Annotated in this window: 17 protein-coding genes; 4 read left to right on the plus strand and 13 right to left on the minus strand. The window is 67.1% G+C overall.

The genetic code is table 11. The features are described from left to right. Positions 1-11: 11 nt before the first annotated feature. The 7 genes from rseP to pyrH all read right to left on the minus strand — a co-directional run bounded on the left by rseP (position 12) and on the right by pyrH (position 6,696). Positions 12-1,367, minus strand: coding sequence for an RIP metalloprotease RseP (gene rseP, locus FCE95_RS00380; RefSeq protein WP_137265037.1), 1,356 nt, complete (start codon positions 1,365-1,367; stop codon positions 12-14). Continuing rightward, positions 1,364-2,554, minus strand: a complete 1,191-nt coding sequence (locus FCE95_RS00385) for a 1-deoxy-D-xylulose-5-phosphate reductoisomerase (RefSeq protein ID WP_137265038.1) — start codon at positions 2,552-2,554, stop codon at positions 1,364-1,366. Before FCE95_RS00385 ends, rseP begins: the two co-directional genes overlap by 4 nt. Positions 2,555-2,564: 10 nt before the next feature. Continuing rightward, complete coding sequence (locus FCE95_RS00390; RefSeq protein WP_137265039.1) at positions 2,565-3,428, minus strand: phosphatidate cytidylyltransferase; 864 nt, start codon at positions 3,426-3,428, stop codon at positions 2,565-2,567. Then, positions 3,425-4,186 carry a polyprenyl diphosphate synthase gene (gene uppS, locus FCE95_RS00395; protein ID WP_189644597.1) on the minus strand — a complete coding sequence of 254 codons (762 nt, stop codon included), beginning with the start codon at positions 4,184-4,186 and terminating at the stop codon, positions 3,425-3,427. Before uppS ends, FCE95_RS00390 begins: the two co-directional genes overlap by 4 nt. 13 nt (positions 4,187-4,199) lie before the next feature. After that, entirely contained in the window at positions 4,200-4,760 is a 561-nt protein-coding gene (frr, locus tag FCE95_RS00400) for a ribosome recycling factor (protein ID WP_137265040.1), read from the minus strand. A gap of 159 nt (positions 4,761-4,919) precedes the next feature. After that, positions 4,920-5,816, minus strand: a complete 897-nt coding sequence (locus tag FCE95_RS00405) for a cation diffusion facilitator family transporter (protein WP_137265041.1) — start codon at positions 5,814-5,816, stop codon at positions 4,920-4,922. Between the two features lie 157 nt (positions 5,817-5,973). After that, positions 5,974-6,696, minus strand: coding sequence for a UMP kinase (gene pyrH, locus FCE95_RS00410; RefSeq protein ID WP_137265042.1), 723 nt, complete (start codon positions 6,694-6,696; stop codon positions 5,974-5,976). Between the two features lie 115 nt (positions 6,697-6,811). Between pyrH and FCE95_RS00415 the strand changes: the two genes are divergently transcribed. Next, positions 6,812-7,507, plus strand: a complete 696-nt coding sequence (locus FCE95_RS00415) for an AIM24 family protein (RefSeq protein ID WP_137265043.1) — start codon at positions 6,812-6,814, stop codon at positions 7,505-7,507. Positions 7,508-7,600: 93 nt separating this feature from the next. On the opposite strand, the gene tsf is transcribed toward FCE95_RS00415, so the two are convergent. The 6 genes from tsf to FCE95_RS00445 form a co-directional block, all read right to left on the minus strand. Then, positions 7,601-8,473 (minus strand): translation elongation factor Ts, encoded by an 873-nt coding sequence (gene tsf, locus FCE95_RS00420; RefSeq protein WP_137265044.1) that lies wholly within the window; start codon positions 8,471-8,473, stop codon positions 7,601-7,603. 152 nt (positions 8,474-8,625) lie between these two features. Continuing rightward, the gene (rpsB, locus tag FCE95_RS00425) at positions 8,626-9,498 is read right to left on the minus strand and encodes a 30S ribosomal protein S2 (RefSeq protein WP_137265045.1); all 873 of its coding nucleotides are present in this window, start codon (positions 9,496-9,498) and stop codon (positions 8,626-8,628) included. Between the two features lie 294 nt (positions 9,499-9,792). Beyond that, a complete protein-coding gene (locus FCE95_RS00430; protein WP_137265046.1) occupies positions 9,793-10,815 on the minus strand; it encodes a Csu type fimbrial protein in 1,023 nt (340 codons plus the stop codon). Continuing rightward, on the minus strand, positions 10,812-13,190 hold the full coding sequence (locus FCE95_RS00435) for a fimbria/pilus outer membrane usher protein (protein ID WP_137265047.1): 2,379 nt from the start codon (positions 13,188-13,190) through the stop codon (positions 10,812-10,814). Before FCE95_RS00435 ends, FCE95_RS00430 begins: the two co-directional genes overlap by 4 nt. Further along, complete coding sequence (locus FCE95_RS00440; protein WP_137265048.1) at positions 13,144-13,866, minus strand: fimbrial biogenesis chaperone; 723 nt, start codon at positions 13,864-13,866, stop codon at positions 13,144-13,146. The genes FCE95_RS00435 and FCE95_RS00440 overlap by 47 nt, the downstream gene beginning before the upstream one ends. 69 nt (positions 13,867-13,935) lie before the next feature. Then, positions 13,936-14,430 (minus strand): Csu type fimbrial protein, encoded by a 495-nt coding sequence (locus FCE95_RS00445; RefSeq protein WP_137265049.1) that lies wholly within the window; start codon positions 14,428-14,430, stop codon positions 13,936-13,938. A 344-nt stretch (positions 14,431-14,774) separates the two neighbouring features. Here FCE95_RS00445 and map point away from each other — a divergent pair, with 344 nt between their 5' ends. From map to dapD, 3 genes are read left to right on the plus strand one after another with little or no spacing between them, the layout of a single operon-like run. After that, positions 14,775-15,551, plus strand: a complete 777-nt coding sequence (gene map, locus FCE95_RS00450; RefSeq protein WP_137265050.1) for a type I methionyl aminopeptidase — start codon at positions 14,775-14,777, stop codon at positions 15,549-15,551. Next, complete coding sequence (gene glnD / locus FCE95_RS00455; protein WP_484496910.1) at positions 15,548-18,181, plus strand: [protein-PII] uridylyltransferase; 2,634 nt, start codon at positions 15,548-15,550, stop codon at positions 18,179-18,181. The genes map and glnD overlap by 4 nt, the downstream gene beginning before the upstream one ends. Next, positions 18,178-19,059 carry a 2,3,4,5-tetrahydropyridine-2,6-dicarboxylate N-succinyltransferase gene (dapD, locus tag FCE95_RS00460; RefSeq protein ID WP_137265052.1) on the plus strand — a complete coding sequence of 294 codons (882 nt, stop codon included), beginning with the start codon at positions 18,178-18,180 and terminating at the stop codon, positions 19,057-19,059. The genes glnD and dapD overlap by 4 nt, the downstream gene beginning before the upstream one ends. Positions 19,060-19,071: the final 12 nt, after the last annotated feature.

A 19,071-nucleotide genomic window follows, 5' to 3' on the forward strand; every position in this document is an offset into this window, starting at 1 on the left:
AAAACGGGCCATCAGCGCACCAGACCCAGGATGTCATTGTAGAACGCCAAGCCCATCAGGCTGGCCAGCAAGGCCAGACCGACGTACTGGCCGGCGGCCATGGCGCGCTCGCTCAGCGGGCTGCCCTTGACCAACTCAATAAGGTAATACAGCAAGTGGCCCCCGTCCAAAACCGGGATCGGCAGCAGGTTGATGATCGCCAGACTGAGCGAAAGCAGGGCCAGAAAGTTCAAAAACCAGTCCAGGCCGCGCTTGGCGGTGTCGTTGGCGACCCGCGCGATGGTGATCGGCCCGGAGATGTTCTTGATCGACGCCTGGCCGGTCAGCATGCGCTTGATCATGCCGAGCGAGTCCGCGGTCATGGCCGCGGTCGCGCTGAAGGCCTGGGGAACCGCAGCTAGCGGGCCGAAACGCTGGACCGCGTCGTAGGCGGGCTGCTGGGCGGCCGCCAAGCCCAGGCCCAGGCCCCAGTAAGGCTTGCCCTGGGGATCCTTCAGCCGCTGCGGGGCCAGGGTCCAGGCCATTCTGGAGCCGTCGCGCTCGACCTCGATCATCGCGCTGCCGCCGCGCTCGCCGAGCTTGGCGACGTGGTTCACCAGGTCTTCCGCGTCGAGCACCGGCTCGCCGTCCACGGCGGTGATGCGGTCGCCTTCGGCCAGCACGCCGTACGCCGGCGTGCCGGGGGTGATCTTGGCGACGACCGCCGGCTGCAGGGTGAAGCGCCAGCGCAAACCGGTTTGGCGGGCGAATTGGGTTTCGTCGAAATCGTCGGGCAGGCGCGAGAGCGGCAGCACGAGCGTGCGCGCGTTGCCCTGCGCATCGCTCACGCGCAGCGGGACGTCGTGGCGGTCGATGGCGGCGAGCATGATCGCCTGGGTCGCGTCCGCCCAGGTGGCGGTCGCGCGCTTGTCGACCGACTGCACCCGGTCGCCGGCGCGCAATCCCGCTTGTTCGGCGATCGCGCTGACCCGACCGACGGTCGGCGAATAGTCCTGCTTGCCGATCACGAACATCGCCCACAGCAGCGCGACGCACATCACCAGGTTGGCGATCGGTCCGGCCGCGACGATCGCGATCCTTTGCCAAACGCTTTTGTTGTTGAACGCGCGCTGAGCCTCGGAGGCCGGCACGTCGCCTTCGCGCTCGTCGAGCATCTTGACGTAGCCGCCCAACGGGATCGCCGCGATCCGGTATTCGGTGCCGTCGCGCCCTTGGCGCGACCACAATGCGTTGCCGAATCCGATCGAGAAGCGCAGCACTTTGACGCCGCAACGGCGCGCGACCCAGAAATGGCCGAACTCGTGGAACGTCACCAGCAAGCCGATGCTGACGATCAACCACCAAATCGAGCCGAAAAAGTCGCTCATGCGCCGATCGTCGTTGTCGCCGCCGCTTTCGATGCCAGCCGCCGCGCTTGCGCATCGGCCTCCAGCAACGTGTCCAGCGTATCGGCCGCTTGGGAAGGAAGCGCGGCGAGGACGTCCTCGACCAGCGCAGGTATGGCTAGGAAACCCAGTTGGCCCTGAAGAAACGCTGAAACGGCGATTTCGTTGGCCGCATTAAGGATGGCCGGCGCGGTGCCGCCGGCGCGCAGCGCGCGGTAGGCCAGCGCCAGGCAGGGGAAAGCGTCCAGGTCGGGGGCTTCGAAATCCAGCCGGCCTTGCGTCAGCAAATCCAGCCTTTCCACGCCCGATTCGATCCGCTGCGGCCAGGCCAGGCCCACCGCGAGCGCCGTGCGCATGTCGGGCAGGCCGAGCTGGGCGAGGGTGGAACCGTCGATGAATTCCACCAGCGAGTGCACCAGGCTCTGCGGATGCACCAGCACTTCGATGCGGTCGGCGGCCATGCCGAACAGGTGGTGGGCTTCGATCACTTCCAAGCCCTTGTTCATCAGCGTGGCCGAATCGACCGAGATCTTCGGCCCCATCGACCAGCGCGGATGCGCCACCGCCTGCGCCGGCGTCACCGTGCGCAACCGTTCCCGGTCCCACCCGCGGAAGGGACCCCCGGAAGCGGTCAGCACGATCCGGCGCAGCGCGTCGGCGCAGGCCGCGTCGGGCAAGCATTGGAAGATCGCGTTGTGCTCGCTGTCGATGGGCACGATTTGCGCGCCGGAGTCGCGGGCGATGCCGGTCAACAATTCGCCGGCCAGCACCAGCGATTCTTTGTTGGCCAGCAGCAGGCGCTTGCCGGCGCGCGCGGCGGCGAGAGTCGAGGCCAGTCCGGCCGCGCCGACGATGGCGGCGACCACGGTGTCGCAAACGTCGCCGGCGGCCAGCGCGTCGAGCGCCTCGGGGCCGGCGTGCGCCTGTGTGGACAAGCCGGCGTCGCGCAAGCCGTCGCGCAATTCGGCGTAGCGGGAAGCGTCGGCGATCGCCGCGTGCGCGGGCTTATGGCGCACGCACAGCGCGAGCAAGGCGGGCACGTTGCTGCCCGCGGCGAGCACGCTGGCGCGCAGGCGGTCGGGATGGCGCGCGATCACATCGAGCGCGGACGCGCCGATCGATCCGGTGGCGCCGAAGACGGCGACGTTGCGCGCAGCGGAAGCCGTCATCGTCGCGGACTCAGAAGCCGAGCCAGGCTTTCCCCAGCGCGAACACGGGCAGGGCCGCCAGCACGCCGTCGAGGCGGTCGAGGATGCCGCCGTGGCCGGGCAGCAGATTGCTCGAGTCCTTGGCGCCGACGTGGCGCTTGAGCAGGCTTTCGTACAAATCGCCGACCACCGAAGCGGCGACCGCGAGCAGCGCCACCAGCGCTACCCAAGGCAATTGCGCGGGCGATGCCCCGGCCAGCGCGCCGCCGGCCACGCCGACCGCGATGCCGGCCGCCAGCCCGCCGAGCAGGCCTTCGACGGTCTTGTTCGGACTGATCCGCGGGCTGAGCTTGTGCTTGCCGAAGCGGCGGCCGACGAAATACGCGCCGCTGTCCGCCGCCCACACGATCATCAGCGCGGTCAGCAGCCATAGATGGCCTTTCGGAATCGTGCCCCACACGCTGGGCGTCGGATCGCTGGCGTGGATCAAGCCCAACGCGCACCAAGCGGGCACCACCGCCAGCGTGCTGGCGGCGAGCTTGAACATGCGCGCATGCGTATCGTGGTCCGAGGCGAACGAGTAATGCTTCAGCCACAGCGCCGCCAGCAGCCACCAGATCACGCCCACCACCGTCGCCAATTGGAACAGCACCAGCGAGCCGCCGCTGGACGAGCGCGAAGCCCACACCAGGGCGACCATCAGCAGCAGGTTGACCAGCAGCAGCACGGTGCGCGACAGGGTGTCGTCGATCTCGGCCAGCTTGAACCATTCCCACAGCCCCGCGAGGAACACCACCGCCGCCAGCGCCGCCAGCCAGGGCGTGGGCAGCAGCAGGATGGCCGCGATCGCGATCGGCGCCAGGATCAGAGCGGTCAGGGTGCGGATCTTCGTCATTCGGCGCTCGGTGCGGAGGGGGCTGCCACTTGCGCCCCGGTCAGGCCGAAACGGCGCTCGCGCTGGGCGTAATCGTCCAGGGCGCGGCGCAGTGTCGCCGCATCCAGCTCCGGCCACAACGTCTCGGTGAACCAGAGCTCGGTGTAGGCCAGCTGCCAAAGCAGGAAATTGCTGATGCGGTGGTCGCCGCCGGTGCGGATGAAGAGGTCCGGCGGCGGCAAATCGGCCAGGGCCATGCGTGCGGCCACGGCGGCTTCGTCGATGTCCTCGGGCCGCAACTTGCCTTCCGCCACGTCGCGCGCCAGCGAACGCGCCGCCGCCGCCATGTCTTGGCGGCCGCCGTAACTGGCGGCGATCGACAAGGTCAGGCGGCGGTGTTGGCGGGTCGATGCCTCGGCCGTGTCCATCTTCTCGCGCAGCACGGCGCCGAAGCGTTCGCGTTCGCCGATGAAGCGGATTCGCACGCCGCGCCGGCCGAGTTCTTCGACTTCGCGATCCAGCGCGTTGAGGAACAATTTCATCAAGGCGCCGACTTCTTCTTCGGGCCGGCCCCAGTTCTCGCTGGAGAAGGCGAACAAGGTCAGCGCTTCGATGCCTTGTTCCAGGCAGAAGTCGATGCACAGATTGACCGAACGCGCGCCGGCTCGGTGGCCGATCACGCGCGGCCGTCTGCGGCGTTCGGCCCAGCGGCCGTTGCCGTCCATGATGACGGCCAAGTGGCGCGGGACGCGCACGGGCGCGGGCGGCGTTGCGCTCATGTCGATGGCCGGGTCAAACCGCCATCAATTCCTGTTCCTTGGCCTTGACCACCTCGTCGACGTCTTTGATCGCCTTGTCGGTCAGCTTCTGGATCTCGTCCTCGCTGCGGCGCTCGTCGTCCTCGGTGATCTTCTTGTCCTTGAGCAAATCCTTCACCTGCTGATTGGCGTCGCGGCGGATGTTGCGGATCGCGACCTTCGTGTCTTCGCCTTCGCCGTGGACGTGTTTGGACAGTTCCTTGCGGCGTTCCTCGGTCAGCGCGGGCAGGTTGATGCGGATGGTGGTGCCCGCGGTGTTCGGGGTCAGGCCCAGATCGGAGGCGAGAATCGCCTTCTCCACCGGCCCGACCATCTGCTTCTCGTACGGGCTGATGGTCAAGGTGCGCGCGTCGGTGACGGCGATGCTGGCCACTTGCGAGAGCGGCGTATCCGAGCCGTAGTAGTTCACCTTCAAATGGTCGACCAGCGCGGCCGAGGCACGGCCGGTGCGGACCTTGGTCAGGTCGTGGCGCAGCGCGTCCACGCTCTTGGCCATGCGGGTCTGGGCGTCCTTCTTGATGTCGTTCGGCGTCATGGCCGGCTCCGTTGCATGATTCAGCCGGGAATTGTAGCCCGGGTAAGCGCAGCGCACCCGGGAAACGCCGCAGGCGTTTCGTGAAGCGGACCGCCGCGCGGCCGTTGGTCCTGCCAGGATCCCGGGTGCGGCCTTTGGCCTTACCCGGGCTACAGACGATCAATGGGCGTGCGGGGCGCGGTCGTGCAGGTCGTGCTCGCAGGCCTGGCCGTGTTCGATCTGTAAGGTCGGGTGGTTGATCCCGAATCGTTCGTCCAAGTCGTGGACCAGGCGGTCGATGAAGCCGTCGTGGTCGTCGCCTTGGGGACGCACCAGATGCGCGGTCATCGCGATTTCTCCCGCACCCAGCGACCAGATGTGCAGATGGTGGACCGCGCTGACCCCCGGCTGCGAGACCAGGAAGGCGTTTACCTCGGCCTGGTCGATGCCGCGCGGCACCGCGTCCATCGCGGCGTTGAAGGCGTCGCGCAGCAGGCCGAAGGCGCCGATGGCGACCACGCCGCCGACCACCAGCGCGGTCAGCGGATCCAGCCAGGCCCAACCCAGGGTCAACATGCCGATGCCGGCCAGCACCGCGGCCAGCGAGACCGCGGCATCGGCGACCAGGTGCAGGAAAGCGCCGCGGCGGTTCAGATCCTGGGCGTGGCCGTCGCGCACGAACCACGCCGCGCCGAGGTTGACCGCGATGCCGATCGCCGCCACGACCACCACCGGCATGGCCGGAATCTGCGGCGGCGCGCTGAAACGGCGCACGGCTTCCCAGCCCAGCGCGCCGGCGAACGCCACCAGCAGTAGCGCGTTGGCCAGCGGCGACAGCAAAGTCGCGCGCCGCCAGCCGTAGGTGTGGCGTTGGGTCGGCGGCCGCTTGGCGATGACCGCCGCCCCCCAAGCCAGGCCCAGGCCCAGTACGTCGCCCAGGTTGTGCAGCGCATCGGACAGCAGCGCCAGCGAGTTGGTGGCGAAGCCGTAGCCCGCTTCGAGCGCGGTGTAGGCGAGGTTGATCAGCGTCACCGCGGCGAAAGCGCGGGTGTTGGAACCGTGGTCGTGGGAGTGCATGGGCGAATCCTGCCACCCGCTGGGCCCGGACACTATTTCACCGCCAGCAGCTTTTGTGGGAGCGGCTTCAGCCGCGAGCTTTTTCGGCCCACCGCGAATCGATGCTGCGGCACAGGTGGAAGAGCTCGCGGCTGAAGCCGCTCCCACAAAAAGCGGTTTAGCCGCGGCCTTGGACCAGGGTGCCGATGTTGGCGCCCTTCAGGACATTCAGCAGCACGCCCGGCTGGCCCATGTCGAAGATCCGCAGCGGCAAGTCGCTGTCGCGGCACAGCGCGAACGCAGCGGTGTCCATCACGTTGAGGTCGCGGCTGATCACCTCGTCGTAGGTCAACGAATCGAAGCGCTTGGCGTTCGGATTTTTCTTCGGATCGGCGTCGTACACGCCGTCGACCTTGGTCGCCTTCAGCAGCAGATCGGCGCCGATCTCGATCGCGCGCAGCGCCGCGCCCGAATCGGTGGTGAAGAAGGGATTGCCGGTGCCGGCGGCGAAGATCGCGATCCGGCCCTTTTCCAGATGGCGGATCGCTCGGCGACGGATGTAGTCCTCGCAGACGTCGTTGATTTTGATCGCGCTCATCACTCGGACTTTCGCGCCCAGTTTTTCCAAAGCGTCCTGCATCGCCAGCGCGTTGATCACGGTGGCCAGCATGCCCATCTGGTCGCCGGTGACGCGGTCCATGCCGGATGCGGCCAAACCGGCGCCGCGGAAGATGTTGCCGCCGCCGATCACCAGCGCGATCTCGGCGCCGGCTTCGCGCGCTTCGATCACCTCGCGCGCCAAGCGCCCGATCACCTTCGGATCGATGCCGTAATCCTCGTCGCCCATCAAGGCCTCGCCGGACAGCTTCAACAGGACGCGGCGGTAGGCGAGAGCGGGCATCGGCGGACTCCAGGCGTGCAAACGCTGCAATTCTAGCCGAAGCGGGCCCGGCGCTGTCGCCAAAGCGAAGCGAGGGCGGGCTAACATCGCGCTCCCGTCAACGCGAGGAGCCGCAATGGCCGTGCAGTCGCTACAGGAGTTCCTAGCCGCATCCAAGGAAAAAGACGCCAGCCCGGAAGCGTTCGAATTGGAGAATCCGCATCTGCTCGAGGTGCGCGTCGACGGCCTGGTGTGGGCGAAGGCCGGTGCGATGGTGGCGCGCAAGGGCAACGTGAAGTTCACCCGGCAGGGTGTGCTGGAGCAGGGCCTGGGCAATCTTTTGAAGAAGGCGGTCAGCGGCGAAGGCATGCAGCTGATGAAGATGGAAGGCGAGGGCCGTGTCTATTTGGCCGATGCCGGCAAGAAGATCACCCTACTGCGCTTGGCCGGCGAAGCGATCTTCGTCAACGGCAACGACGTGCTGGCGATCGAAGCGGGCATCGACAACAAGATCACGATGATGCGGCGCGTGGCCGGCATGCTGTCCGGCGGCCTGTTCAATGTGAGATTGAGCGGGCACGGCATCGTCGCCATCACGTCGCATTACCAGCCGCTGACTCTGCCGGTGAACGCGCAGACCGGACCGGTATTCACCGATCCGAACGCGACGGTGGCGTGGTCGGGCGGGTTATCACCGGAGATCGTCGCCGACATTTCGCTGGGCACGCTGTTCGGGCGCGGCTCGGGCGAAAGCGTGCAGCTGAAGTTCGCCGGCGACGGGTGGGTGGTGGTGCAGCCGTACGAGGAAGTGGTGTTGCAGGCGAAGGAGTAGGCGCATTGCACCCTCTCCCGCACGCGGGAGAGGGTTAAAAACAAAAAAGCCGCGGTTTCCCGCGGCTTTTTCTTGTTCCGAAGATCGGACGGCTTATGCCAGACCCGCCTGCTTCATCACTTCCGCGGCGAAGTCGTCTTCCTTCTTCTCGATGCCTTCGCCCACGGCCAAGCGCACGAAGTTCAGCACTTCGGCGCCGCCAGCGGCCTTCAGCGCGGCTTCGACGGTCTGATCGGTGTTCAGCACGTAAGGCTGGCCGGTCAGGGTCATCTCGTTGATGGTCTTGGCGACCTTGCCCGAGATCATCTTCTCCAGGATTTCGGCCGGCTTGCCCGAATCCTTCACTTGGGCCAGGGCGATTTCCTTCTCGCGCGCGACGAACTCGGCCGGCACGTGCGCCGCCGAAATGTACGGCGGGTTCATCGCGGCGATGTGCATCGCCAAGCCGCGGGCGAGCTCGGCGTTGCCGCCCTTGAGTTCGACCAGCACGCCGATGCGGCCGCCGTGGACGTAGGCGCCGATGGTGTTGGCGCTTTCCAGGCGCGCCATGCGGCGCACCTGCACGTTCTCGCCGACCTTGGCGATCAGCGCCGAGCGCGAAGCTTCGACGGTCTCGCCCGAACCGATCGTCGCCGACTTCAGCGCTTCCACGTCGTTCGCGTTCAGCGCGGCCTGGGCCACGGCGTCGGTGTAGGCCAGGAAGTTGGCGTCCTTGGCCACGAAGTCGGTTTCGGAGTTGATCTCGACCAGCACGGCCTTGCCGTCGGCCTGGGCCATGGCCACGCGGCCTTCGGCGGCGACGCGGTCGGCCTTCTTGTCGGCCTTGGCCAGGCCGGTCTTGCGCAGCCAATCGGCGGCGGCTTCGATGTCGCCGTTGTTCTCGGTGAGCGCCTTCTTGCACTCCATCATGCCGGCGCCGGTGCGCTCGCGCAGTTCCTTGACCAGGGATGCGGTGATTTCTGCCATGGGATCTACCTCGGTATTCTTCGAAAGTGGTCGTCATCCCGGCGAACGCCGGGAACCAGGCGGGATGCCCGCAAATTCGCTGGATTCCCGCCTTGGCGGGAATGACGGCTAAGAGCAGCCGCGCATGTTCGCGCGGCTGCGTTGCGCAGCGGTTACTCGGCGGCTTCGGCCGCTTCGCCTTCGCCGGCCTCGGCGTCGGCCTTCGGAGCGGCGGCGTCCTTCTTGGCCGGCGCAGCCTTCTTGGCCGGAGCGCCGCGACCGCGCGGACCGCGCTTGTCGGCGACCGGGTTGCCTTCGGCGTCCAGCTCGACGAACTCGTCCTCGCGCACGCCGGCGGCCGGCGCGGCGGCCTTGCCTTCCAGCACGGCGTCGGCGGCGGCGCGGGCGTACAGCTGCACGGCGCGGATGGCGTCGTCGTTGCCCGGAATGGCGTAGTCGACCAGGGCCGGATCGTAGTTGGTGTCGACCACCGCGATCACCGGGATGCCGAGCTTCTTGGCTTCCTTGATGGCGATGTCTTCATGGCCGATGTCGATCACGAACAGCGCGTCGGGCAGGCGGTTCATTTCCTTGATGCCGCCCAGCGAGGCTTCCAGCTTGTCGCGCTCGCGGCGCAGGGCCAGCACTTCGTGCTTGACCAGCTTCTGGAAGGTGCCGTCGGTTTCGCCGGCTTCCAGTTCCTTCAGGCGCGCGACCGAGGCCTTCACGGTGCGGAAGTTGGTCAGGGTGCCGCCCAGCCAGCGCTGGGTCATGTAGGGCATGCCGCAACGGGCGGCTTCTTCCTTGATCGCTTCGCGGGCGCTGCGCTTGGTGCCGACGAACAGCACGGTGCCGCGCTTCTGGGCGATCGCGGAGATGAAGTTCATCGCGTCGGTGAACAGCGGCAGCGTCTTTTCGAGATTGATGATGTGGATCTTGCCGCGGGCGCCGAAGATGTACGGGCCCATCTTGGGATTCCAGTAGCGCGTCTGGTGGCCGAAATGCACGCCGGCTTCCAGCATCTGGCGCATGGTGATCTGGGACATGGCTAAAACTCCGAATGGGGAACCGGCCGCCGGATAGGTGATGGCGGTTCGCCCGCGAGCGGGCGATAGGTTCCGGGGTTGGGCCTCCCCGCCGCCTCCGTGACCGAACCCCTTCGACAGCGGGCACCCCGGCACGGGGTCATTGCAGCAGGTGTGTATTCGACGGTGACGCCCGTCGTGGGCGGCTTCCGGGCCGGGGGCCAAAAAAGCCGCGGAAGTATAGCCCGCGGCCCGGTTTTCAGGCAAATCGGCGAGGTCCGGGGCCTTCCGGGTCCGCTTCCCCGTTTGAAAGAGCTAATAGGTGATGGTTACGGTGATCGTGTCGCTGTAATTGCCGGCCGCCGCAGCCTGCGTCGCCGGCACCCGGCCGAAAACCGTCAGGGTCTGCTCCGTGCCGGTTCCTGTCCCCGGGACCGTATCGGTGCCGATCACGGTGCCCCAGCGATTCGTCCGGCCCGTTTCGCGGTATAGCTCGTAGTTCACGTAGTTGCCGGTGGCGCCCAGCCGCATTCGACGGATGCTGCCGCTGGCGTTCAGGCCGTTGTTCAGGCCCACGTTCCAGGCGGTGCGGCCGGTGCAGATCATGGCGATGGTCGAGATCTGGTCCTTGTTCGCGCTGATCAGGCCCGGCACGTTGCCGAAATTCAGTTCGGTGGTGACGTAGGCGCGGCAGTTCACCGGCACGCTGGCCGTGACCGTGAATGGAAAGGTTGAGCCAGTGCCGGCGGTTCCGCCCGATACGCAGGAAGCGGGGTAGTTGGCGGTGCCCAGCAAGGTTTCGTTGTAGTGGAATTCGATCGACGTGTGGATGGTAGTGAAGGGGTTGGTGTAGTTGCCCGCGATCAGCGTCTGGGTTGGCACGCGTCCGTAGAGCGTGACCGGCAGCGTCTGGCTTCCGCCCAGCAGCGGCACCGAATAGTCGAAATCCAGTCCGTTCGGCGTCGGCACCGTAGGATTGCCGCGCGATCCCCAGATCAGGGTGCGGCTGGCATCGGTGTACAACTGGAATTGCAATCCGTCGTTGGTGGCGTTGAGCATCCTGCGCGGATTGAAATTGCCGCCGCCGTTCACGCCGTCGCCGATGTTCAGGCACATCCTGACTTTCGCATTGGCCAGCAGCGACAGTCCGAAGGTGTTGCAAGTCACGTTGAACGTGACCATGGCGTCGGTTTGGCCGGTGAGGGATACCGATCCGAAGCTGAGCGTGCCCGGACTGGTGGCGCTGCAGGTGGTCGCCGCGCTCGCCGACGGGTTGAAGCCGAGAAGTCCCAGGAACATGGCCGACACCAGCGCGAACCTGACGATAAGGGGGCTCATGGCGCAGTCTCCCGCTTGCAGATCAAAGGGCCGATGCGCGGAATGGCATCGCTCGCGGCCGGATAGTCGAAGCTGGCGGTGCAGGGGCCGGCGGGCGAACGGGCGTGCAAGCGGTTGTGCGCCTGCAACGCGTCGAAATACGTTTCGCCGTCGTAGCCGACGATCGCCTCGGTATCCGAGGCGCCTTCGATACGGGCCGTGCTGCCCAGCGGCAACGGTTGGCCGGCCGCGTCGTGCAATACGACCACCGCCGCCCGCGCCGGAGTTATAGCGAAGCGCACGCGCGCGCCGGAGCGGTCGCGCGGCGTCGCCAGCAGGTCCACATCGGCGATGCGCATGTTGGCCGGCAAATCCATCGGGTCGATCGACAACTTGTTGTGTTGCCACGCGTTGAGCGGCGTGACCAGCAGCATCCCGTCCTCGTCTGTGCGGCCGATCAGGCGGTTCTCCAGCTTCACCGGCACGCCGCCGACGCCGTCGGTGGACACCACCGCGAACGCGTCGCCGATGTTGCGCGATGCGAACAGGTGGCCGCCCATCAGCACTAGCCCGCCGCTCGCGCTGGCGTAGCCGTAGCTGGCGCCGCCGAAACCGGCGAAACCCAGGCCGTAACGGCCGGTTCCATTGATCCAGCCCGCTTCGGCCAGCCCGCCGCCGCCATCGTCTCCGCCGCGCGCCTGCACGCGCCAGCCGTAGCCGCCGTCGCCCGGCACGGGCCGCGACGCGTCGAGCACGGCATCGTCGCGGTCGCCGTTGCGTTGCAGCGACAGGTTCGCCTGGTAGTCGCTGCCCAGCGCCACCGAGACCCCCAGATAAACGCTGCGATCGTCGTCGTCGTCCAGGTTCTGGTTGAGCGAAAGATGGGCCGACCAGCCGCGCGAAAAGGTTTGCGACCAATAGGCGCCGGCGTAGCGCGAGGTTCCGCCCTCCGGATAGGCCAGTCGCACGTAGCTCGCGCTGAAATTGCCGAACGAAGGCGTGGCGAAGCCCGCCAGCACCCGTTCGCTGACCCGCGGCGGCAGCGGACCGTACAGCGATGCGATATCGCGGTACTCGCCGTGCGTGCGTTGGCTGTCGGCGGAAAAATTGAAGCGGCCGTTGTTCCAGGAATAGGCGAGCGACGTCTGCGCGCCGTTTCGGCCGTCCAATTCGCTGTGCGCGTACGAGCCGCTCAGCACGCCTGCTCTTCGCAACAGCCACAGGCCGCCCGCGCCGGCATTGGTCAGGCCGCCACCGGTCTCGGCGTGCGCTTCGGCGGTGAAACGGTCGCTCACGCCGTAACGCCAATTGCCGCTGGCGACCGGGTCGTTGGCGTATGAAAAGGAACGCAGGCCGTAGTTCTCTCGCACCACGCCCGCGGTCGCCGACCAGTCCGACAACCCCTTAGCAAGTAATTGCTGAGTCGCATAGAACGGAAAATCCAGCGTCCGCGTGCGGCCGAACGCGTCGGTGACGACGATCCGCGCATCGCCCGCGCCTGTCACCCCGGGCACGGTGGCGAGTTGGAACGGTCCAGTGGGCACCTGGCCGCTGTATTGCCGCATCCCATTGACGTAAAGCTCCACCGACGAAGGTACCGCGACTTCGCCGAGAAAAGACGGCAAAGGCGCGGTGATGCGGTAGGGCTGCAGGGCGAAGTTGCGGCCGATCTGCACGCCGCCCAGCCGCACCGTGCGGGTCCAGTTGAGGAAGCCGCTGAAGGTGTCGCCGACCACGACGGTGACCGCGGATTCGGGAAAGGACAGTTGCCAACTGCTGTCCAAGCGTACCGTTTCGCCGCGCCAATCGCCGCCGCGTCCGCGGTAGGCGCGGGTCACGGCGGTGTTGCTGAACACGCCGTCGCCGATGCCGAACAAGCGCAATTCGGCCGTCGCGGTCAGATTGTTGGCGCCGTCCTGGCGGCTGCCGTAAAGATCGTAATTGAGCAGCGCGCCCGGCGCCGGTCCCGCGGCCTGCGGTTCGTCGGCGCGCGGCGCGTTGAGCATCGTCGTGGGCAGCGACAGCTGCGACAACGGCGCGTCGATCGAAAGGATCTGCTTGCCAGCGTCGTAACGAACGGCGACGCCGCCGAATTCGTCGAGTGCGCGCATCGCGCCCGGGTCCGCGCCTTCGACTCTGAAGCCCAACTGGCGCAGGGTGTCCGCGCTGGCGAAAAAGCGCTCGCCGCGACGCACGAAACGGGACAGCTGGCCGTTGCGGGCCTGGTTGAGGATCACTTCCAGATAAAGCTCTTCGCCGTCGATGTCCGAGACAGCCGTCGACCCGACCGGTGTTTCCGCAAAGGCCGGGAAATCCGCGCCAACCGCCAGCGATGCCGTCAGCAGCGCATCACGGAGCGGCCGGATCCAGCGGCAGCGTCTGCACGACGGGTTCACCGTTGATCCTCGCCTTGAATGTGCCGGAAGACGACACGGTAAGCGTGGCGGGCAGCGGCCAGCGCCTGGTATTTCCGGGCAGCACGTAGCCGGACAAGCCCGCCGCGATGGTGTGTGAACTGCCGTCCGCAGCGACATAGGCCAATTCCGCGACCTGGGCATGCGCCTTGCCGCTGTTGCCGATCGCGATATAGGCGCGATCGTCTTCGCGCACCACGCGCGCCCGCAGCTCGGGCGCGATCGACGCATCGCCCTGCGGCATCAGGAACACGGGCACCGAATACTGCAGCACGAACTGCAAGCCGGGCTTGGCCTCGCTTTTTTCCACCGGCAGTTCGTCGACGATCAAGCGATAGCCGGTCTGCACGTCCGTCGGCGGCGCGCCGAGACGGATGACGCGGACCAGTTGCTGGGCGCCCGGCGCGAGTTGCAGCATCGGCGGGCTGATCGCGATGTCGCGGGTGGGCTCGAGCTTTTCTTCGTCGCCTTGCTGTGTCCAGCGGAACACGCGCACCTGGGCATGCAGGGGCGCGGTGCCGGTGTTGGTCAGGGTGAGCCCGTCGGCGTTCTGCCGTGCCTGCAACGTCACCGACGTGGGCGATACCTGCAGGCTGGCGGCATGGACGGAGGCGCACAAGCCCAGCGACAGCAGACACGCCGCCGCGTGGAGCCCCATACGCCATCCTTGCTTCATCCGGCCATCCCGTTGCCGTTTCAGTACATGATCGTAGCGGTCACTGCATCATCAGTAGATGATCGTAGCCGTTACCACGTCGTTGTAACTACCAGCCGGAAAGTTGGCGCTCGGCACCCGGCCGTAGACGGGCACATTCTGCACCAGGCCGGTGCCGGTGGCGCTGTAGGTGTCGGTGCCCACAGTGGCGCCCCAGACGTCGCCGGCGCCGCGCGCCGCGTTCCGGTACAGCTGGTAGGGGACCAGGTTGGCGCCGTTGGCCATCTTGCGGTCGGCGAGCGTGGCGCCGTTCTGGCCGTTGTTCAGAGCGATGTTGTAAGGCGTGAGCGGCGTGCAGCGCACGTTCAACGCGCCTGCGTTGTCGGTATTGACGGCGGTCGAGGCGACGCTGCCGAAGTTGACGTCGCTAGCCGCGCTGGCGTCGACGTCGCAGGCCTTGAGGATGGTGATCTTGACGTTGAAGGTGGTGGTATCCGCCGCGAAGGCGGGTGCGGCACCGGCCGAGAGCAGAACGGTGGCGAGCAAGGTGGCTTTGAAGAGGTTCATGAGTGGCTCCGCGCGTCGGCGCATGTCGGCCGGCGGGGAATACCGGTCGCCCTAAGTCAGAGCAGAAGCCGTGCCAACCTCACATTCGCAGTGTGAGCCAACCCTCAAACCCCGCTTTCGGGGGTTAGGGAATCGTTAAACGGCAGCCTGAACGCTTTATTTAGCGGCCTTTCGACGGCTTTAGCCGCAACGCCGACAAAACGTGACGCGGCACGTCATTCGCCTTCTTCATGAGTATGAATAAGTTGCGGCGGCAGGCTCGGGCCGGCCCGTGGCCGGTATCCGACGGGTGCGCCGCGCGGCGCCGCAACCAGGGCCGCCGGGGAATCGGCGATAATGGGCCGATGGGCATCACCATCAAAACCCCCGAAGACATCGAAAAGATGCGCGTCGCCGGCCGCCTGGCCGCAGAGGTGCTGGAAATCCTCGTGCCGCACGTCAAGCCGGGCGTCACCACCGAGGACCTGGACCGCATCGCCCACGACCACATCGTCAATGTGCAGAAGGCCGTGCCGGCCAACGTCGGCTACCGCGGCTTCCCCAAAACCGTGTGCGCTTCGGTCAACAACGTGATCTGCCACGGCATCCCCAGCGACGCCAAAGTCCTGAAGGACGGCGACATCGTCAACATCGACGTGACCGTGATCAAGGACGGCTGGCACGGCGACACCAGTCGCATGTACTACGTCGGCGCGCCGTCGGTGATGGCCAAGCGCCTGGTCGAAACCACCTACGAGGCGATGTGGCGCGGCATCCGCAAAGTGAAGCCGGGCGCGACCTTGGGCGACATCGGCGCGGCGATCCAGGAATTGGCCGAAGGCGAGCGCTTCAGCGTGGTGCGCGAGTACTGCGGCCACGGCATCGGCCGCATCTACCACGAAGAACCGCAGGTGCTGCATTACGGCCGCGCCGGCGAAGGCTTGATCCTGCAGAAGGGCATGACTTTCACCATCGAGCCGATGATCAACGAAGGCACGCGCCACACCAAGGTGCTGCCGGACGGTTGGACGGTGGTGACCAAGGACCGCAAGCTGTCCGCGCAATGGGAGCACACGATCGCCGTGACCGACGACGGCTTCGAAGTGCTGACCCAACTGCCGGGCGCAGAACCGCGGCCGTGAGCGAACCGGCCGCCGCCGACCACGTCGCGGTGCCGCTGGAGAACGCGGCGGACGACGCGGCCTGGTCGGCCGCCGCCCGCGCCGCGCTCGCTCAGTCGGACGCCAAGCTCAACAAGCGCTTCGACCAGGGCGACGACGTCGGCCGCTTGCTCGCGCTGCGCGCGCGCGCGGTCGACCACGTGCTGAAGGCCGCTTGGGCCCGTTGCATTCCGGCCGGCGCGCCGTTGGCGCTGTTCGCGGTCGGCGGCTACGGCCGCGGCGAATTGTTTCCGCACTCGGACATCGATCTGCTCGTGTTGGCCGAATCCGACGCGCAGGAAGCCTGCCACGCGCCGTTGGCGCGATTGTTCGCGATGCTGTGGGACGCCGGACTGCGCGCCAGCCATGCGGTGCGTTCGAAGGCGCAATGCACCGAGGCCGCCGCCGACATCACCGCGCTCACCGCGATGTCGGAGGCGCGTCCGCTGGCCGCCGACGAAGCCGCGCAAGCCGCCTTGGCCGACGCGATCGCCGAAACCAGGATCTGGCCGGCGCGCGAATATTTCCTCGCCAAGAGCGAAGAGCAGCGCAGCCGGCATGCGCGCTTCGGCGACACCTCCGACAATCTCGAACCGAATCTGAAAGACGGGCCGGGCGGTTTGCGCGACCTGCACACGCTCGGCTGGATGGCGCTGCGCAGTTTCGGATTGCGCGAATTGCAGCCGCTAATCGGCCTGGGCCATCTCGGCGTCGACGAAGCCGCCGCGCTGGAGCGCGAACGGCGCATGTTGGCCAAGCTGCGCTACGGCTTGCACCTGGTCGCCGGCCGCGCCGAAGAACGTTTGCGCTTCGACCACCAGAAATCGCTGGCCGCGCGTTTGGGGTTCGCCGACGATGCGCAGAATCTCGGCGTCGAACAGATGATGCAGGGCTTCTACCGCAGCGCGGCGGTCGTGCGCCGGATCAACGACCGCCTGCTGCAGCGCTTCGAAGAGCAATTCGACGGCGTCGCCGATCCGGAACCGCTGGACGAACGCTTCGAGCTGCGCCGCGGATACTTGGCCGCGCGCGATCCGTCCTGGCCGCGCGGCGACATCGCCGAAGTGTTCGCGCTGTACGCCGTGTGGGCCGCGCACCCGCAAGCGCGCGGCCTGCACTCGCACACCGCGCGTGCGCTGGCCGAAGCGCTGCCTTCGCTGCCCGCCTACGAAGCGGCGACGCCGATCCTGCGCGAAACCTTCATGTCGCTGCTGCGCGGCCCGCAGCCGGTGAAGACGCTAGAACGCATGGCCCGGCTGGGCGTGCTCGGCCGCTGGCTACCGGCGTTCGCGCTGGTGTCGGGGCGCATGCAGTTCGACTTGTTCCACGTCTACACCGTCGATCAGCACACGCTGGCGGTGCTGCGCAACCTGGCTTCTTTCGCCTCCGGCCAGCCCGACGAGCGCTTCGCGATGGCGCACGAAGTCTGGCCGCGGCTGCGCAAACCGGAATTGCTGCTGCTGGCCGGCTTGTTCCACGACATCGCCAAAGGCCGCGGCGGCGACCATTCCGAACTGGGCGCGATCGACGCCCGCGAATTCTGCGCCGCGCACGCGCTGAGCGAAGCCGATACCGAATTGGTCGCCTGGCTGGTCGAAAAGCATCTGTTGATGTCGGTCACCGCGCAGAAGCAGGACATCTCCGATCCGGAAGTGATCCATCGCTTCGCATCCGCGGTCGCCGATCGCGTGCGGCTCGATTATTTGTATTTGCTGACCTGCGCCGACATCGCCGGCACGTCGCCGAAGCTGTGGAACGCCTGGAAGGACCGGCTGCTCGCAGACCTGTACACCGCAACGCGGCTGGCGTTGCGGCGCGGATTGGAGCATCCGGTCGGCGCCGCTGAGCGGATCGCAGAGAACCGCGGCGCGGCCGCCGCCTTGCTGGCGGCGCAAGGCATCGCCGCGGCGGAAAGCGACGCCTTGTTCGCGCGCATGCCGGCCGAAAGCTTCCTGCGCGAACGTCCCGAGCAATTGGCTTGGCAGGCGGCGTCGCTGCAGGGCGCCGAAACCGGCGCGACGGTCGTGCGCGTGCGCGAGCTCGCCGGCCACGCGGGCGCCTTCGAAGTGTTCGTGCATTCGCCGGACCGCGACGGCTTGTTCGCATCGATCGTCATCACGCTGGACCGCTTGCTGGGCCTGGCGATCCAGCAGGCGCGCGCGCTGAACGGACCCGACGGCACCATCTTCGACAGCTTCGAAGTGGTCAACGCCGACCCGCGTTACGCGCCGGGCGCGGCGCAGATCGAACGCAGCTTGGCCGCGGCCCTGTCCGGCCCGCTGGAGAACATCCGGCCTTCACGCCGTACCCAGCCGCGCCATTTGCGCCACTTCCGGATCGCGCCGCAAATCGCGTTCGACGTCAGCTCCGACGGCCGCCGCAGCGTCCTGAGCGTGGTTTGCACCGACCGCCCGGGCCTGCTCGCCGACCTCGCGCACGTGTTGCGCACGCAGCGCCTGCGCATCCACGACGCGCGCATCGCCACCTTCGGCGAGCGCGCCGAAGACGTCTTCCTGATCAGCGGCGCGGACGACCGCGCGCTGGACGATCCACAGCAACAGGTCCTGCGCGAAGCGCTGCAGGCCCGCATCGACGGAGAAAACGAAGGATGAGTCCGCCCCGCAAGACCGCCAAGAAGAAAGCGCCGCCCGGTCCCGGGATCGACGAACTGAAGTTCATGATCGACAGCGCCTGGGAACGGCGCACGATGCTGACGCCCGAAGAGTTGGAAGGTTCGACCGCGCCCGCGGTCGAACGAGTCATCGAAGGCCTGGAAAGCGGCGAATTCCGCGTCGCCGAACCGGACGGCAAGGGCGGCTGGACCGTCAACGAATGGCTGAAGAAGGCGGTGCTGCTGTACTTCCGCGTGCAGGACATGGAGTTGATGGAGTCCTACCCGGCGCCGTTCTGGGACAAGATCCCGATGCGCTTCGCCGATTTCGACGAAGCCGCGTTCCGCAAACTCGGCGTGCGCGTGGTGCCCGGCGCGATCGTGCGCCGCGGCACCTATCTGGGCAAGGACGTGGTGCTGACGCCGAGCTTCGTCAACATCGGCGCGCATGTCGGCGCCGGCACCATGGTCGACACCTGGGCCACGGTCGGTTCCTGCGCGCAAGTGGGCAAGCATTGCCATATCTCCGGCGGCGCCGGTATCGGCGGCGTGCTCGAACCGCTGCAGGCCAGCCCGACCATCATCGAGGACCATTGCTTCATCGGCGCGCGCTCCGAAGTGGTCGAAGGCGTGGTGGTCGGCCACCACAGCGTGATCGGCATGGGCGTGTTCATCGGCCAGTCGACCCGCATCTACAACCGCATGACCGGCGAGATTTCCTATGGGCGCGTGCCGCCGGGCAGCGTAGTCGTGTCTGGTTCGCTGCCGGCCAAGGACGGCTCGCACTCGTTGTATTGCGCGGTGATCGTGAAGCAGGTCGACGCCAAGACCCGGGCCAAGACTTCGATCAACGATCTATTGCGCGGCATGGCCGACTGATCCGGCTTGAGC

The organism is Luteimonas gilva (genome assembly GCF_005239095.1).
Lineage (GTDB): Bacteria > Pseudomonadota > Gammaproteobacteria > Xanthomonadales > Xanthomonadaceae > Luteimonas_C > Luteimonas_C gilva.

Excerpts from the sequence above, each read along its gene's own strand:
- FCE95_RS00445 (WP_137265049.1), bottom strand. The coding sequence starts at position 14,430 with ATGAACCTCTTCAAAGCCACCTTGCTCGCCACCGTTCTGCTCTCGGCC.
- map (WP_137265050.1), top strand. The coding sequence starts at position 14,775 with ATGGGCATCACCATCAAAACCCCCGAAGACATCGAAAAGATGCGCGTC.
- dapD (WP_137265052.1), top strand. The coding sequence starts at position 18,178 with ATGAGTCCGCCCCGCAAGACCGCCAAGAAGAAAGCGCCGCCCGGTCCC.
- frr (WP_137265040.1), bottom strand. The coding sequence starts at position 4,760 with ATGACGCCGAACGACATCAAGAAGGACGCCCAGACCCGCATGGCCAAG.
- rpsB (WP_137265045.1), bottom strand. The coding sequence starts at position 9,498 with ATGTCCCAGATCACCATGCGCCAGATGCTGGAAGCCGGCGTGCATTTC.
- uppS (WP_189644597.1), bottom strand. The coding sequence starts at position 4,186 with ATGAGCGCAACGCCGCCCGCGCCCGTGCGCGTCCCGCGCCACTTGGCC.
- FCE95_RS00385 (WP_137265038.1), bottom strand. The coding sequence starts at position 2,554 with ATGACGGCTTCCGCTGCGCGCAACGTCGCCGTCTTCGGCGCCACCGGA.
- FCE95_RS00405 (WP_137265041.1), bottom strand. The coding sequence starts at position 5,816 with ATGCACTCCCACGACCACGGTTCCAACACCCGCGCTTTCGCCGCGGTG.
- FCE95_RS00415 (WP_137265043.1), top strand. The coding sequence starts at position 6,812 with ATGGCCGTGCAGTCGCTACAGGAGTTCCTAGCCGCATCCAAGGAAAAA.
- rseP (WP_137265037.1), bottom strand. The coding sequence starts at position 1,367 with ATGAGCGACTTTTTCGGCTCGATTTGGTGGTTGATCGTCAGCATCGGC.
- FCE95_RS00440 (WP_137265048.1), bottom strand. The coding sequence starts at position 13,866 with ATGGGGCTCCACGCGGCGGCGTGTCTGCTGTCGCTGGGCTTGTGCGCC.
- pyrH (WP_137265042.1), bottom strand. The coding sequence starts at position 6,696 with ATGCCCGCTCTCGCCTACCGCCGCGTCCTGTTGAAGCTGTCCGGCGAG.
- FCE95_RS00390 (WP_137265039.1), bottom strand. The coding sequence starts at position 3,428 with ATGACGAAGATCCGCACCCTGACCGCTCTGATCCTGGCGCCGATCGCG.
- tsf (WP_137265044.1), bottom strand. The coding sequence starts at position 8,473 with ATGGCAGAAATCACCGCATCCCTGGTCAAGGAACTGCGCGAGCGCACC.
- FCE95_RS00430 (WP_137265046.1), bottom strand. The coding sequence starts at position 10,815 with ATGAGCCCCCTTATCGTCAGGTTCGCGCTGGTGTCGGCCATGTTCCTG.